Genomic DNA, 14,817 nt, shown 5'->3' on the forward strand with positions numbered 1-14,817 from the left:
TAAGACAACTTTAACACAAGGAGATTTACGCGACCATGGAAAAAGAAAAGGAAATTACAAGCCAGGATCGACATGAATTGCTGGCACTAAAAGTCAACCTTGACTACCGTCTTTAACATGTTGTATATTTTAATTTATGAGACCGATATTCACATTCATAATCCTTATACTTTTTGTTTTTCCTGGAACCACTCAGGCTGCCCAGGATCTAGATTCATTCATCAAAAAATATCAACATGTAAAGATAGCCCCTTCAATATATGAGCAACTTTCCCGTCATGAAAAACTGATAGAACACTTCAGCTCACTACACTATTTTAAACCTGGGTATCGCGTTGATTCAGATTTCATTAGGGCACTTATAGTTGCTGAGTCCTCCGCCAACACAAAAGCAAAATCAACAAAAGATGCCCGGGGCTTGACACAAATCATATATTCGACCGGACTTCAGGCTGCCAGAGAATTGGCCGAAACCAGATATCCCTTTCATTATGTCTCCCAGGAAGAATTAACAAACCTTAAACCACACGATCTATATAAACCGGCAATAAACCTGCTGTTGGCATGCTACCTGATCGCAAAATACAATTTTCAGTTCAACGGACGGCTGGATCTCGTCGTTGCCGCTTGGAATGCGGGTGAAAAAACAATTAAAAATAACTCTCCGCCACCTTATAAAGAAACTCTGAACTTAATCGGGAAAGTAAATGGTTACTTTCTTTATCTGTTAAAAAAGAAAAATAGAATTTCTTTCCAAGAATAAACTCGTCATTCATAAATTCACACCATGGTTTGTTTGATTTTGAGAGAAACCATTTTAATGTTCGGGAAGGAGGATTGAGATGCGAATTAAGTTCGTTGTGTTTTTCCTGATATCATGGATTGTTTCCTTTTTTCCGGAAATTGTTATGAGTAAATCAATCCAGGAAGGTGGGGTCACGATTGATGTCAGCAGAGTTCTCACCGGGAGCACAACCGGCACTCACTATTACGGGTATTCATCGGGATCCATCTCTTTGCCCCACAACCGGGGGGGAATGCTCACCTTCTCTTTGTGGAATGACATGCAAATCAACGGTACGGCTCATACCAATTTTTTCAATACGACCTTGGGGGGCAGGGTCATAAAAATTTCCAGCTATTCCACCAAAAATCAGTTATTGGAAGAGTACAAGGAATTCAAAGGCCAATGGGGTCCAGCTGGAATCAACCGTATAACTTTGGGTATTCCACCGGGGATATCTTCCTTCAGATTTCACAACAGGGGCAGTGCCACCGGCATCGAACTGTCTCATCTAAGGTTTACCGGAGGTTATACCTTTCTTACCAAGGGCTACAAAAATGAACCGATCCGGGCACCGGGGAACCCCATTATTCAAGTCGGACGCATACTCAAGGGAAGTAAAACCGGAGAGCTGTTTTACGGATATCAGAGCGGTACTATTTTTCTTCCCCACGGTTACGGTGGATACCTGACATTCAGAGTATACAACGACCAGCAGATGGGGTGCAGTTCTTTTTTGAATAAAATCAATATAACTGCCGGTCATCTCAAAGAGACCTTTACCCAGTATACCTCCTCACTGGATTTGGTGGAAGATTACCAGGAATTTAAAAACCAATGGGGTCCGGCTGGTGGTTCCCGTGTCATCATCCAAGTGCCTGAAGAGGTAACTCAGGTTAATTTTAACAATTCTGGATCACAATCTGGCATTGAAATAGCCCAGCTGACTTTTACCAAGGGTGTCCCCCTGGTGTTTTCATTTGAAGAGCGGGTAAACCGGCGAGGTGCCGTCTGCAAAATTTTCGGCCGTACCCTGCATGATTCCGTTTCAGGTCAGGAATTCAGCGGTTATGCATCTGGCCGGGTACTCCTGCCCAACAATAAAGGAGGCGTTCTCTTGTTTAATTTCTGGAATGATCAGAACGTTGGAACCCCCCAAACCCGCAATCAATTAAATATTACGGCTGGACCCGTGAAAATAACGGTGAAACAAACCACCACCAAGGAGCAGAGGAATGGATTTTATAAAGAATTCCTGAACCAGTGGGGACCTGCCGGGGGCAAAACAGTCAATGTGAAGATACCCGCAGGAGTCACCCGTGTTGAGTTTAATCATACCGGCTCCCAGACTGGATTTGAACTTAGCAATTTCATCTTTCGAAGCAATTAATAGTTGAAGACTCCGCATCTTTTATGACCTTATTGTTGCAACAAACGGGGGCAGGCTTTTGTTATTGCTCGTTAATTGCTAAAGTATTTGATTTCATTGCTTGTTTAACAGGGTGTTTGTTCAAAAAATAAATTCTGGGAGTGTGTTTTCGCCCGGGAAAATCAATTCACTTAGCATCAACAGGACATGGATTTAAAATGTGCGGCGATTGTTATTCCATTTATTTACTCATGGCGAAGGGCAATGATCGGATCAACCCGGGCAGCCCGGGCAGCCGGATACAGTCCAAATATGATGCCGATGCCGATACTCACAGTTAAGGGCAAAAGCAGGCCTGTGGGGGTTATGACGGTGGGCATTTTTGCAAACAGGGTGATCAGCCAGGGAATGGTTATCCCCAGCGCAATGCCGATGAAACCGCCAATGGTTGAAAGCACCACCGCCTCAATGAGAAACTGAATGATAATCTGACTGCGCCGGGCACCAATTGCCCGGCGTATACCGATCTCCCGGATACGCTCGGTTACCGATGCCAGCATGATGTTCATAATCCCGATTCCCCCCACCAGCAGGCTTATCCCGGCAATGGAGCCCAAAACAATGTTAAAGGTCCGTTTGGTGGCCTCGGCCTGTTTGAGCAGGGCCAGGGGTACATTGATCTGATAATCTTTTTTCTTGTGAAACAGGGTCATCATCCGTTCAATGGCATCCGCCGTGGGTTCCACGTTGGCGGTGTCATTCACCTGCACCACAATCTGGTGAAGTTCAACTTTTTCTCTGAGCCGTGATCCGGATGAAATCTTCATGGTTATATCACCGAAATAGCTTCTGGCCGTGGTGATGGGCACATAGGCGTCAATCTCCTTGTCCGGGATCTGCATGGCCCCGCCCTGGCTGGTTTCACTTTTAATGATACCGACCACCTCAAAGCTGTCTCCCCCGATCCGGATGGTTTGACCGATGGTATTGCTTCCAGCAAGTAGCTTTCTGGCACCGAATTCTGTGAGCACTACAACGGCTGATTGCTTATCCATGTCCGCCTGGTTCAAAATCCGGCCGCCAAGCAGTTCTCTTGGGACCACCTCAAACCATTGCTGACTGGTGCCCACCACCCGAAGTTCCAAAGAATTCTGTCCAAGCCTTGATTCCTTGCGAACCAGTTTTACCGGCACATTTTTTTTAACGGTTGAAAAGCTTTCCCCTATTCTTTGATGATCCTGATAGGTCAGGCCATAAATACTGAGAAAAGATCGTGTGGTACTGGTGGATTCTTCTTCCAAAGATTTGACCGAAGAGATGATGATGTTGTTGCTGCCCAGTTTTTTGATCTGTTCCAGGGCATCCATGCTGGCCCCTTCGCCCACTGCCAGCATGGCCACGACACTGCCCACTCCGAAAACCACGCCCAGCATGGTCAGAAAAGACCGCAATTTATGAAGCATCAGGGTCTGGATACCTGAAGCCAGTTCCCTGAAAAGTTTAATCTGTCGCATGATTTTTACCTTCAAATTGTTTCCCTTCAATCTGTTCGATAAGCCCGTCTTTCATGTAAATCCGGTTTTGTGCATATTCAGCAATGTGGGATTCGTGGGTAACCATGATAATGGTTTTGCCGGCGTTGTGAAAAGATGTCAGCAGTTCCATGATCTGCCGGCTGGTTTTGCTGTCCAGGTTACCAGTGGGCTCGTCTGCCAGAATCAGGTCCGGATTTGTGGCCAGTGCCCTGGCAATGGCAACCCGCTGCATCTGTCCGCCGGAAAGTTCTGTAGGACGATGATTCAGGCGATCCTCAAGGCTAACCATGGCCGCCAGTTCATGGGCATGGGCTGCACTTTTGGCCGCATCCCAGCCCAGGTAGTAAAGCGGCAACTCAATGTTTTGCTGAACGGTCAACTGGGGAATCAGGTTAAAACTTTGGAATATAAAACCCAGATGGTTTAACCGGATATCGCTTAAAGCATCATCCCCATGAGCGCTGATATCCTTTCCATTAAACAGGTACCTGCCATGGGTGAGTCGATCAAGGCATCCAATAATATTCATCATTGTGCTTTTGCCTGAACCGCTGAATCCCATGATGGCCCAGAAGCTTCCCCGGGAAAAGGAGATATTGACCCCCCCCAGGGCTGAAACTTTCTGACTGCCCATGGTATAAATTTTATGGGCGTTTTCAAGCTTGACGACAATGTCCTGTCCCGTATGTGGTAAAATGGTTTCCATGGGATTATTCAGCCGCCTTTTGTCTGGTCCTTCGGCTTTTCATGTTTTTTAGCGCTTCAGGTGACATGTCGGATAATTTTTTCTTTGAGCCAACTTCAGGGAGCCCACCATCCTTGTCAGATGCATCTTTTTCCGGCACCTGGTAATCCACTCCGGCGGTTTTAAGCGGTGGTGTCAGCAATACCTTGTCACCAGGGTCAAGTCCCTTGAGCACATGGATCATCCGGTTGTTGTCCATACCGGTTTCGATACGCCTGGGCTCAAACGCCGATCCATTATAAACAAATACCGTGGGATTTTTGTTCACCCGCAGCACCGCCTGGACAGGCACAAACAGGGCAGAATCATGGCTTTCTACCACAATTTTTGCCTGGCAGCTCATGCCGGTGCGGATGGCGCTGTCATTTCCGTCCAGAAATATCTGGGTGGTATAGACCTTCAGGTCCGGATTCATCCAGAAACTCTGGGCATCCGGCAGGGGGGAAATATGGGCAACCTTGCCTGTAAATTGTTTGCCGGGCAGCGCATCCACGGTGACAACCACGGGCATACCCACTTTTACCTTTTTAAGATTGGATTCATGAATAGCGATGGCGGCATTGCTTGAATTGGCTGTGGGCAGATAGATCAGTTCCTGGCGTTCCCTTATATCCTGGCCCTCCTGAAGCGGTTCGACATTGTGCCGGAAAGCGCCGCCCTGGGCACTGGTGGCATAGATGACAAGCCCGTCAGCGGGGGAGAGAATTTTTGTTTTCCCAAGCTGCTCTTCTATCTTGCTTAATTTGTCTCTTTGCCGCTGATCCTCTGCCTTTCTGGCCTTGAGTTCTGCCTCGGCCTGAACCACATCTGCCCTGGCTTTGCGGCGGGTCCGCTCTATGGCCATCTGTGCCTGACTCACATCGCTCCGGCGCTGGGCAAGGTTTCGCTTGTAGGTATAATTGACCAGAAGATCCCGGTTGTTTTTAGCCAGCTCCAGATCCAAGGCTTTTTTCTTTTCCGACAACTGATCTGCCTGAAGCTCGATCAAAGAGATGTATTTTTCATCATTCAGGGTCTGGGACCATTTCAGGGTATCCCTTGCCCGGGTCAGCTCCTCTTCTGCCAGGGTGATCTCTGCCTGGGCCTTTTGAAGTTCATTGGGATACTCGCCGTCTATATATTTTTTCAGATCCTGTTTGGCAAATTCCAGGGTCAGGGCGGCAAGGTCAATGTCGCTTTTCGTCTGATTTTCCACCACGGCAAGATTTTCAGTGGCATTGACATAGGCAGCTTCAGCATTCTGTACCTTGATCTCCTGGTCGATTTTTGCATCCACAAGGGAGCTGGCATCCAGTTCCACCAGAAGATCTCCCTTTTTAACCTGGGTTCCTTCTGCAATCAGATAAAGGATCGAGGTCTTTCCTTCCACCTCATTTTTAATAATGATCTGTTCCCTGGCATTGATGGTTCCTGACTCAACAATATCCACTGTAAGGGGACCGGGTGTGACAATAAAGGTGGCAGATTTGGTTATATCAATCTGTGAATCAGTGGATCTGCTCCCCCAAAAAAACAGGGCCATGCCAAGGCCGACAACAACAGTAACAGATGTCCAGATACCTATTTTATTCTTCAACATTGGTGTTTGCCTCCGGTGAATACTCCTGCCACAACCCCGCATCGGTCACAACGAGAAGTCCCATGTCACGCTGGATTTCCAGCTCTGCTATTCTATAATTTACCCGGGCCGATGTCAGACGGTTCTGGGCTTCGAGCAGGTCATCGCGTGCTTCTAAAAGATCCCGGGTCTGGGCTCTTCCTGCATCCATAAACAAGGTAATGCTTTTAACACGTTTTAACGCAAGCAGCACAGACTTGGCCTGGATGACCAGTGTCTCCCGGGCTTCCAGCAGCTCTCTGAGCCGACTGCGAATTTCTAATTTGATGGTGTCTTCAAGCCTTTGCGCATTGCGTACCGTCTGTTCAAGCAGGATAAAACTGTTGCGGTAAGTCACAGCCTCGGCGGTCCTGTCAAATCCAAGATCCAGGGTCAGCAGCGCTGAAAACACGCCTTTGTCAGTTCGCAGCCGGGCGTTTTCAAGATCAGCTGTGGTGATGGTCCGCCGTTCTCCAATGGCTGCAGATCCCAGGAAAGTAAGTTCTGCCCCCAGCGCATCTGCCGCCACCACCACCGCCCGTTGTGCATCAAATACCTTGCCCGTAATAACCTGCAGGTCACGCCGTTTTTTTAAGGCCATCTCAACAGCCTTTCGTTCAGGCAGCTCCAGGGGGCCTGCCCCCCTCTCCGGCTCCACTGCAATACGGTTGAGTTCCTCCGGGTCAAGATCGATGTCCGTATCCGGCGGCAGGCCCAACAGAACTTTAAATGTATCCATCTGCTTTTTGTATTGCTCCTGGGCCGACACCCATCCCTGGCGGGCAACCAGTTCGGTCTGAACTGACTGGTCCACCTCAATCTCTTTTAACCGGCCCGCTTCAGCCAGACGTCTGCTTCTTCGGGACGAAATCATTCTGCTTTGGTAATCTTCCCAGGCATTTTTTACCACATCTTTTTGTTTTAAAATGTTCAGGTAGTCCCTGGCAATGGACACGGCAAATTTCTTCTTGAACCGTTCAAACTCAAGGATGGCATACACCAGGTTTTGTTCGGCCTGTTGCATGGGCTCCGTTACAATGTGTCTGCCTGATCCTCTGAGCAGGGGAATAGAGATGCTGGCATCCGCCTTAATCCCAAAAGAGGAGTTTGTACCTGAGGCAAGCAGGGTTGCCAGATCCACAGCCAGGGCTGAGGAGAGATTGATTCCGTTTTCAAATTGTCGGGTTCCGGTGATCGTTCCACTGCTCTGGACCCCCTCCCGGGCAGGTGCCTGGGAATTGTCCGAACTTACCATGCTCTGTATCTGACCGATAAGGCTGGTGCGAAAGGCATCCTGCTCAAGGTATAAAGCCAGGGCAGACTGAAATACGGCCTCTTTTTGGGTCATAAAATCAAAATTGTTCCGGGCACCGATTTGAAGGGCTTTTACAATAGAAATGGGAATCGGGGTATTCAAGTCATAGGAAACCTGTTCCTGGGAAGCAGACGAAGCCGGATAACCCGCTTCAGGCCAATGTGCCACAGGCAGCAGTTTATCCGAACCCAAAGAGGCGGGGCCGGCAACCGGTAAAGAGGACTGTTCAAGTATCTGACGACGCAGGATATTACTGGGCTTTTCAAGGCTGAAATCCGTTTTTTTGCCCAGAACCTGCACCTGTTTTACATTGATAATGCGTTGGGCCTCTTGGTCCACATGGGTTCTGAAAGTCCCTGGGGTCTGACAGCCAGTTAAAATTACGGCTGCACTCCATATCAATCCTGCAACTATGCAAATATTTTTTTTCATAACATCCCGTGTAGAGGTTGTTGGACGAGACCGCTGCGCGGTGGAAAAACCCAAAATAGTGTATATTCCTTATAAACTAAAATCACTGGCCTTTCATAACCAAAAATAATGGCAAAAGCTACAGTTTATTGTGTTTTTTAAAAAACGGGATACTCTCCAACCAAACCACGACATTAACCAAAATTCCAATGGGGCTTGGTTACAAGATCGGCTACGCCTCACATTTGGAGAGTTAATGCACTTTAAAAAATAGATCTGTCTCTTTTTTTCTTTAAAACACGATGATTTACAATAGGCATGGGATGATTGCATGGAATTTAAAAAAACGGTTACTGTAAATAATAAATTATGAAAAAAAATCAAACCAGCGAGAAGCAGACAATGCCTACAATATCTAGGAAGTTCAGGGAACCAGCGATGAATTTTCAACTCGGATTCTCAATCGATTGGCTTCAACCAATGCAGGAGAACTGTTGGCATAACAGTAAACACATCCATGGGCGCATGTGTTGTAACTCCCAATATCTTTACTGTAAATGCAACCGCATTCCCTTCTCTGCCCTTTATCCTTAAGATTTTTTGTTTTAAACGTTTTTTCATCAACGAACAAATCACCTTGTCGTTCATATCCGAGGAAATCTTCAAACATCACCCTCCTGCCCGGTGCATCAGTGATACGCAGTATCAGTTCATTATCAATACACCGGTTATGCTCAATTCCAAACCTGTCAAGATCAATACCCTCACCGCAGGTGGCAAGTTTCAACCCCCAGGGCTTATTTATCTCACTGATCTTCCGGGCCATATCCGTCATGGAAGCTGCATCAAAATCACGGTACCTGATTCCTTTTTTATTCAGAGTATTCGTTACTTTTTTATAATTTTTGATATCTGCAAAACTGAACACCAGTTTTTCTGTAAATGGATTAAGGAGCTTCCCAAGCCCATCTATTTTTGAAATAAGTAGATCCAGCTCTGTCTGGTCTGTTAGAAGCAGGGGATCGAATCGCCAGATGACGCACTCCTTTCCAAGGATGTCAGAAAGGGCCATAAAGGTTTCAATGCGCTGCTTCAGCTCTGGAACGCCGGGTTCAAACCCTTCTGCTTCATAGTCGTTAAGGGTAAATTGAAAATAACACGCAATACCACGTTCTTTCAGGTGTTTTAAAAAAGGGATTATGGGTTTCGGGTTCTTGGTCCAGAAAACAATGGCGCAGACATTGGCAAAGGAAACATACTGAGATTTTAGCCGATTAAAGGGGTTGATCCACTGCACATAGCCCTTTTCAAGTTTATCAAAAAACCATTCGCTGTAGTAGGCAGGGATATCCGTTGCCCTGCTGGCGGATATAATCCAGGGGGCAATCGCCGTTTTCGATCCTTGGGGGGTGTCAATCCGTGTTGTGGGCCATTTAATGCTCATCAATACTCATTGCTTTTTTTCTTTGGGCCTCGGTTAATACTGCCTGAGGAAATTGCCATCTAAGCAATATTGCATCGGTTTATTTTACGTTCATGGTAAGGATAATATTTTCCCTTGCTTCAAATTTTTCCAACCATTTTTATCCTGGACAGCAGTACCGCAATTATTAAATTGCATTATGTCGGCCATAACCTTGGAAAACTTCACGAATGTGCCAAGCAACATGTTGAGGGCCTGGATAATAGGAAGGTCGTTGGGGTTTCAATAATTCCTTACCATGATAGGCCATAAGCCACTCATCAAACCCTTTTGTACCATTGGCTCTATCAGAAACATTGATTCTCATTTCATCTGTTAGTGTAAAAGCACCGCGGTCGAAAAGTTTGTGATGTAATGCACATAATGCCATACCATTTTCTTCACTGTCAGGCCCACCTGCTTGATGCCATCTAATATGTGCTGCTTCAAGTGCTACTAAAGAATTGCCAACCCGCACATTAAACCCACAAACTGCACATTTATACTCATAGGCGTTTAAAACTTTATCCCTGAAATATGGGTCACGTTTTCTTTTGATATTTTTTTCAAATTCAAGGTCGAGGCCAACTGCTTGTAAAATGTCTTCGTGTATTGAAGTCGGAAAATTTTTTTCTAGAATTGATTCAGCTATCTCAGGGACTACACTCTGGTTCGACATAAGGAAATCATATATTTCTTTTGTAAAGCCACCATGAACATTATATTTAATAAGTTCGCTTTTCTTAGCATCCGTATTACCTTCTTGAAAAGTCATTTTTTTTATGTTCGTCAATTCCCAAAACCCATCATTCTGTAGTCTCCAAAAAGGGTATTCCGGGCGGTAACTTTTCCGAGTCGGCCCAAATTCGCTCAGCATCTGCGTTAATTTTTGATCAACATCAGAGAAACTGATAAATCTCTTATTGTTTTGAATGCATTGGGACAAAGCGTATAAAATTAATAGCGGTTTATGAGGTGCTCTTTGGCCCCCTTTTTTCCACATTGTAATTTTATCGAAGATAGATTTTATTGTAATGATATCCATTATTTTCGGAACCCACCAGTTTTTCCGGGATTTCGTTTAAAATTAAGAATCCCGCAGTTCATGCATGATTGTTTTTGCATGATTGTTTATGACACTGTTAATTTTATCTACGATGGAAACGGTGTTATAAAGACTTTTAAATTCTGCAGTGGTCTCTTTTGAAGCCACAAGAATTTTTTCGGCCATTTGCATTGCCACCTTAATGACAAGATCAGGTTTAAATCCTGATTCATGGGCAAAAGTTTTGAAATGTTCCTGTTTCAGGTGAAGAAAATTTCTTTTCTTTCCGGCTATCTTTCCTGGCATTCTTTTCCCAAAATCATGATAGATGTGTGTTGACAATAAATCATAAAAGGGGGCCAGTCTGGTTCCCTTTAGATCATGGATAAGAGAGATATTTTTTGCATGCCCGTCTGCATTTCCGATTAAACCGTTAAAAAAAAATAATTTAAGCATTTTTTTTGAATCAGTAATGGGGTCTGAACATTCCTTTCTTATCAACTCAAAGCAATCCTGTAATGTCAGCGCATATTTTTGTTGGGAATTCACACCCAATGCCTGACAGAAGTCTTCCTGGACCAGACGGACAAGACTGTCGGCCATGATCATTCTGTCATAGCGACGGATCAAATACAAAGATAATGTGCCTATGCGATGAATTTTAACTTCAGGAACCTCCAGTCCCATTTTTCTGGCCAGCATCATGCAGTAAGCCTCATTGGTGATAGTTCCTTGAAGACCTTCAATGGGGGTTTTAATTATATGTGTAGAGGGTGCGCCATTTAAAGGTAATAAGATTTGTTGACCTTTAAGATAAACCGGCAATTTTTCCTGTGCTCCAGCCAGGGACATTCTTCTCTCTTCGATAACCAAAAAAGGATTGGCTTTTAATTCATTTAATTTCTTAAGTAAATGTGCTTCTGTCAGTGTTTCATATATATAATTTCCATTTTCAGGGGGTGCCATACCTTCCGGATGTAATGAGACTGCCCCGGCACAATCTCCTCCAATTGCTTTTAACATCCCAAAATAATCATTTTCTGCGATGCCAAGCTTTCTGGATAATGTGGACAAAATTGTTCCTTCAGGTAGAAGATTTGTGAAGTATGTGTATGGCGCGTCCTTTAAAAATGGATCTTCTCTTAATGGTAGAGAAACAGAAAGACGCTGGGCATAGGGAGCATTGAGCCATGCCTTGCAATAGCGAAAGCAAAATCGCCCCTTATCATCCAACCACAACTCACCGGCTTTGGATTGATTTACGAAGACTTGTAAATTATTCATTATCTAAATTTTCCTCAATATGCCGAATCAATTGGTATTTGCTTTTAGGGATAATCATAATTTTATATCCCACCCCTTCTAATACCTGAAGTGCTTTTTCCATCTGAACTGTGGATTTTCCATTCTCAAGGTCAGATAAAAAACGAATACCCACATTCAGGTATCCTGCAGCTTCCGCCTGGGTAAATTTTTGTCTTTTTCTTGCTTTTCTTACAAGCATTCCGATTGTTTTTGTGTCCATGGGATAGCCTTTTATGGAATTTTTGTGTTGACCCTGAAAATTTACAAATATTACTTGGATGGATATGCAAAGCATCGGGCATGCAGATATTTATAATTTGGATGTTCCCGTTCGGGAATATATTAGATATTTTGGACTATATCAAGATAATTATTCCCGATGGGGAATATTTACGGACAGGACCGGCATCAAGTAACCTGTTAATGACCCTTGTCTGCCTCTCATTAAATCGAGTCTGGGCAAAGGCCTTCCAGAATTTCGCTTTGATCATCATTTTTTTCAGTAAATCAGTAAAATAATTGAATGGGTATCTGAGTCGTTTAATTGATTAATCGCCTCAAATATTGAGTTGATTGTGGGTGATAATCGACTCAAAGTCAAAAGAAAAGGATTGGTGAAATCTTAACCTTATTCTCATAGACCCCGCCTCAATTCAAAGAAATTCATCTTCATTGATATCATCTTCACCGAAATTCTTTTCACCGGTCGAATATGGATCATGATCTATCTGAAAATCATCAATATTCTCACTTTTTTTATCTTTTTCAATTTCATCTAAAATGAAGTAAGTGAAAATATCTGAATCTTGATGAAGATCCCCATCATTTTTGTTTTTTTGGCGATAATTTCGCTTGCCGCCCATCATGCCTTCGTAGGTAGCCAGAAAGGCTTTTAAGAGATAGGGCTTCATCTCCACGGGTCGCTTCTGCTTCATTTACTTTTCATCCACAAAGGCGGCCGGACAGTTTTTTCTATATGATTCAGCTCCATCTTTGAACAATTCATACGAATCAGACCCAACCTCAACTGAGTATTCTTGCCTAAATGCATTTTTTCCGCCATATCAATCAGGTGCAAAAATGGTTGAACGTCACAGAGCTCGTAATACCGCCCATGTACATTTTTATATCCTGACGGCTGGAGTAGCGCTGCCAGTCCTAGCAGCGCACGTCTTATTCTTTTTTTGTCATGTTTTCAACGGCCTTGCCCATATGACACACCATTGCATCTAAAATCTCAGTCCAATATGCCTGCAAATTGGGCATGGCATGGCCCATTCCCTTGATTATTTTCAATTCAGCATCTGGGATTGCATCAACCGTGGCTTTTCCGCCTGGCAATGGAACCACCGGGTCATCATCTCCATGGATGACAAGAGTCGGGATGGATAATTTTTCCAGGTCTGCCCCTCTGTCTTTTTGGGTTAAAATAGCAAGGGTCTGCCTTGCCGTACCCTCCGGACAGAAAGAACGATCATGGGATTGGCCTGCCAAGGTTCGATGAAAATCTTCGTCAAAGGGAACCCCTGATCCGGAAATCAATTTAAAATAGCTTACCATCTGTTCAATGTAGGCATCACGATTTGACGGTACGGGTGACAGCATGAATTCCGAGACTTTTTGTGTCGGTTGATATTCTTTCCTGTTACCGGGATTGCTGTATATGGAGGTGAGGCTCAAAATGCGATCTGGATAGTTTATTGCAAATGTCTGTGCAATAAATCCGCCCATGGACATCCCACAGATATGGGCTTTTTGAATATCCAGAAAATCAAGAAGTCCTGCCGCATCATCTGCCATATCTTCAATACTGTAGGGGACAGAAGCTTTTTTTTTCATAAGACAAGCCCCGATGTTCTCCATGGTCTTTTTCAAAGTAAATTCCTTGAATTTTGTTGATAAACCGGCGTCCCTGTTGTCATATCTGATGACATGATATCCTTGATTTGAAAGTTTTATGCAAAATTCTTTTTGCCAATGAATCAATTGACCAGACAAGCCCATGATTAACAATACCGATGGGAAAGATTTGTCTCCAAACGTCTCATATTCTACCTGGATACCATTCGTGGTTGCTTTTGGCATTATATAACTCCTTTTAGTGTTTCATCATCCATAACCTACAAAGGACTTTATACAGTCCTGGGCCTCCTTGAAAATGGTGGCTGATCTGATCTTTCTATTAAAAACAGTTTGAAAAGGCAACAAGATTTGATAAGACGCTCCGTCTTTCCGTACAGAATGTAAATAGATTCTTATGATCCAAGGCTTGAACCATCAGAGATCAATGAATTTTTGTGCAAAAAAACGTAAACATTCATCTTAATTACAACTGCCATCAAAAAGAAAAGGCCTTTTGATTGTATCAATCAAAAGGCCTTTAAAGTTATGATTTAAACACAGGAAGCAATTATTTTGAGGACATATCAATTTCGCACTTTTCATTTAAATGAAGTTTAAAAACATAAATGGATAAACCAATAACGGGAACAGCTAAGACAAACCCTATAATTGGTACCAAGGTGATTCCAATTATAATAAGCACCACACCAGCCAGCATAAGCAATGATGAAAACATTAACTTGGATATCTTCTGGGGGACACACTCATTTAGTTTCATAATGTTCTCCTTTTTTTTTATAATAAAACCCCGATCAATTGGAAATTTTTGCATGCTTTGTCGTGGGCAGACCGAGGTCAGAACAAGATCCGCCCGTGGCGGTTATAAGAATTAAAAGAGATGATTTTTTTCATTGAAAAGCATTTATTTATAATTTTTAAGCTAAGGATAGCATTATAAAATGCAAGGGCAAACAGCAAATTTCCCCATTTTTTTTAAATATGGCAAGGGCTTGCGCACTGGAATAACGGATTTATTCAATATGATTTCAAATTATTATGAACAATCACAAAAAAGACCCCAAACCCGAGATGAGCCTTATCCTTTTAAAATGTTTTTTGATGTATCTTTGATCTCATTCTTTACCCCGGATCAAAATTAAAAAACAAGCCTTGATATAGATGACCAAATTTCTTTTTAAGCATTTTTTTTTTAGGCGCCCAATGTGTAAATTAATTTGTATTGATAGTCATCAAAAAAAACATTTGCAAATTACTACTCATAATGCTATGGCAAATTACATATATAATATTTTTCGTAACTTCATATATTTTTCGATAAATTCTCAACAATCCGGACTAACTAAAGTTTCATTTCAATGATATGTAAAGGAATCACTGAATATTCTT

At 43.5% G+C, this 14,817-nt stretch carries 14 protein-coding genes; 3 read left to right on the forward strand and 11 right to left on the reverse strand.

All coding sequences use genetic code 11. The annotated features are described in order from the left end of the window. Positions 1-136: 136 nt before the first annotated feature. Together ACYQ2M_RS17540 and ACYQ2M_RS17545 are read left to right on the forward strand one after the other, a co-directional pair. Complete coding sequence (locus ACYQ2M_RS17540) at positions 137-763, forward strand: lytic transglycosylase domain-containing protein (protein ID WP_459917671.1); 627 nt, start codon at positions 137-139, stop codon at positions 761-763. A gap of 79 nt (positions 764-842) precedes the next feature. Further along, positions 843-2,174 carry a hypothetical protein gene (locus tag ACYQ2M_RS17545; RefSeq protein ID WP_459917672.1) on the forward strand — a complete coding sequence of 444 codons (1,332 nt, stop codon included), beginning with the start codon at positions 843-845 and terminating at the stop codon, positions 2,172-2,174. 224 nt (positions 2,175-2,398) lie between these two features. Here ACYQ2M_RS17545 and ACYQ2M_RS17550 read toward each other — a convergent pair whose 3' ends face one another. The 11 genes from ACYQ2M_RS17550 to ACYQ2M_RS17600 all read right to left on the reverse strand — a co-directional run bounded on the left by ACYQ2M_RS17550 (position 2,399) and on the right by ACYQ2M_RS17600 (position 14,188). Next, on the reverse strand, positions 2,399-3,667 hold the full coding sequence (locus ACYQ2M_RS17550; RefSeq protein ID WP_459917673.1) for an ABC transporter permease: 1,269 nt from the start codon (positions 3,665-3,667) through the stop codon (positions 2,399-2,401). Next, entirely contained in the window at positions 3,654-4,394 is a 741-nt protein-coding gene (locus ACYQ2M_RS17555; protein WP_459917674.1) for an ABC transporter ATP-binding protein, read from the reverse strand. Before ACYQ2M_RS17555 ends, ACYQ2M_RS17550 begins: the two co-directional genes overlap by 14 nt. 4 nt (positions 4,395-4,398) lie before the next feature. After that, entirely contained in the window at positions 4,399-6,012 is a 1,614-nt protein-coding gene (locus ACYQ2M_RS17560; protein WP_459917675.1) for an efflux RND transporter periplasmic adaptor subunit, read from the reverse strand. Beyond that, the gene (locus tag ACYQ2M_RS17565; RefSeq protein WP_459917676.1) at positions 5,999-7,777 is read right to left on the reverse strand and encodes a TolC family protein; all 1,779 of its coding nucleotides are present in this window, start codon (positions 7,775-7,777) and stop codon (positions 5,999-6,001) included. Before ACYQ2M_RS17565 ends, ACYQ2M_RS17560 begins: the two co-directional genes overlap by 14 nt. Before the next feature lie 403 nt (positions 7,778-8,180). Next, positions 8,181-9,200, reverse strand: a complete 1,020-nt coding sequence (locus tag ACYQ2M_RS17570) for a DUF1848 domain-containing protein (RefSeq protein ID WP_459917677.1) — start codon at positions 9,198-9,200, stop codon at positions 8,181-8,183. Positions 9,201-9,366: 166 nt separating this feature from the next. Further along, positions 9,367-10,263 carry a phosphorothioated DNA-binding restriction endonuclease gene (locus ACYQ2M_RS17575; RefSeq protein ID WP_459917678.1) on the reverse strand — a complete coding sequence of 299 codons (897 nt, stop codon included), beginning with the start codon at positions 10,261-10,263 and terminating at the stop codon, positions 9,367-9,369. A 42-nt stretch (positions 10,264-10,305) separates the two neighbouring features. Further along, positions 10,306-11,547 (reverse strand): type II toxin-antitoxin system HipA family toxin, encoded by a 1,242-nt coding sequence (locus ACYQ2M_RS17580; protein ID WP_459917679.1) that lies wholly within the window; start codon positions 11,545-11,547, stop codon positions 10,306-10,308. Further along, on the reverse strand, positions 11,540-11,788 hold the full coding sequence (locus ACYQ2M_RS17585; RefSeq protein WP_459917680.1) for a helix-turn-helix domain-containing protein: 249 nt from the start codon (positions 11,786-11,788) through the stop codon (positions 11,540-11,542). Before ACYQ2M_RS17585 ends, ACYQ2M_RS17580 begins: the two co-directional genes overlap by 8 nt. 433 nt (positions 11,789-12,221) lie before the next feature. Continuing rightward, on the reverse strand, positions 12,222-12,503 hold the full coding sequence (locus tag ACYQ2M_RS17590; protein WP_459917681.1) for a hypothetical protein: 282 nt from the start codon (positions 12,501-12,503) through the stop codon (positions 12,222-12,224). Positions 12,504-12,741: 238 nt separating this feature from the next. Further along, on the reverse strand, positions 12,742-13,653 hold the full coding sequence (locus ACYQ2M_RS17595; protein ID WP_459917682.1) for an alpha/beta fold hydrolase: 912 nt from the start codon (positions 13,651-13,653) through the stop codon (positions 12,742-12,744). Between the two features lie 325 nt (positions 13,654-13,978). Next, positions 13,979-14,188 (reverse strand): hypothetical protein, encoded by a 210-nt coding sequence (locus ACYQ2M_RS17600; RefSeq protein ID WP_459917683.1) that lies wholly within the window; start codon positions 14,186-14,188, stop codon positions 13,979-13,981. A gap of 181 nt (positions 14,189-14,369) precedes the next feature. Here ACYQ2M_RS17600 and ACYQ2M_RS17605 point away from each other — a divergent pair, with 181 nt between their 5' ends. Beyond that, complete coding sequence (locus ACYQ2M_RS17605; protein ID WP_459917684.1) at positions 14,370-14,570, forward strand: hypothetical protein; 201 nt, start codon at positions 14,370-14,372, stop codon at positions 14,568-14,570. Positions 14,571-14,817 lie beyond the last annotated feature (247 nt).

The sequence above is a fragment of the Desulfocicer niacini genome (assembly GCF_054657595.1).